The sequence below is a fragment of the Alcanivorax sp. HI0083 genome (genome assembly GCF_001635175.1).
The window spans coordinates 1-876 of the sequence record NZ_LWFX01000083.1 but is presented as its reverse complement, the minus strand read 5'-3'; the positions used below and the strand labels follow the sequence as shown (position 1 = coordinate 876).

General features: G+C 54.8%; 2 protein-coding genes. Both read right to left on the bottom strand.

What is annotated here, in order from left to right; translation table 11 throughout:
* Positions 1 to 182 (bottom strand): hypothetical protein (locus tag A3754_RS00930; RefSeq protein ID WP_156496651.1); only part of this gene is annotated, 182 nt, incomplete at its 3' end.
* Positions 183 to 361: 179 nt separating this feature from the next.
* On the bottom strand, positions 362 to 835 hold the full coding sequence (locus A3754_RS00925; RefSeq protein ID WP_063518607.1) for a DUF11 domain-containing protein: 474 nt from the start codon (positions 833 to 835) through the stop codon (positions 362 to 364).
* Between the last annotated feature and the right edge of the window lie 41 nt (positions 836 to 876).

Below are 876 nucleotides of genomic sequence, written 5' to 3'. Positions count from 1 at the left end.
TTGGACTGTGCGGAGTAGCTGTTGCCGTTGGCATCTTCATAGGTAACGGTTGCCTTGTTCTTGATGTCCGTCCCTGCGTCAGTCAGCGCCCATGCTTGCCCTGCGGCAAACAGTAGACCCCCAGACACAAGGGATGCGGCCATTTTCGAAGACAACACGCCCTTGTTGAAGGCATGTTTCATGGCTTCATTCCTTTAATGGATTGTGTTTTGGATTACCCTCGGTTTCGAAAGCCTTGCGAGAGCGGCCCCTCGTTATTCACGAGCGGTCCGCCCCTCCCCATGCGGCCGATCGCTGACGATCAAGCCGCTCGCACAAGACTTCCCGGGATCTTTCGATCCCCCGTCTGTTTCTCCCGGTGCTACTGCACCGTTACCCGATAGCGATATTGCTGCACCTGGTCAGGCTGCAGGCTGCCTTTCGGCTGCCAACGCACCTGGGTGTAGTCGCTGGGAGAAACCTCGACGTTCTTGGACTGGCCATTTTCGCCAGTGACTGTTTTGGTTACCGGCTCAGCCTGAAAGCTGTCGCCGTTATCAATGCTGACGGTGAAATCGGCGCTCACCTGGGTGGCAGCACTGTCTTTGAGATAAACCGTGTTGGTAGGGATTGGGCCGGTGATTACCAGGCCGGAAAGCGGCTGATCGCTATTATTGGTGTAGGTAAGACGGTATTCGACAATATCTCCAGGGCTGGCCTGCTCAGCTTCAACAACAACTTCCTTGCCGTTTTCGTGAGTGACCAGGTAGGAGTCCATCTGACTGGACAAGGGTGCATCCGCCCACACAGCGGCAGACATCAGCACAGCCAAAGCCGAAATGATCCGTTTTTTCATGAATAAATCCCCGATACATCCAGGGCTTCGCCCTGATTTTA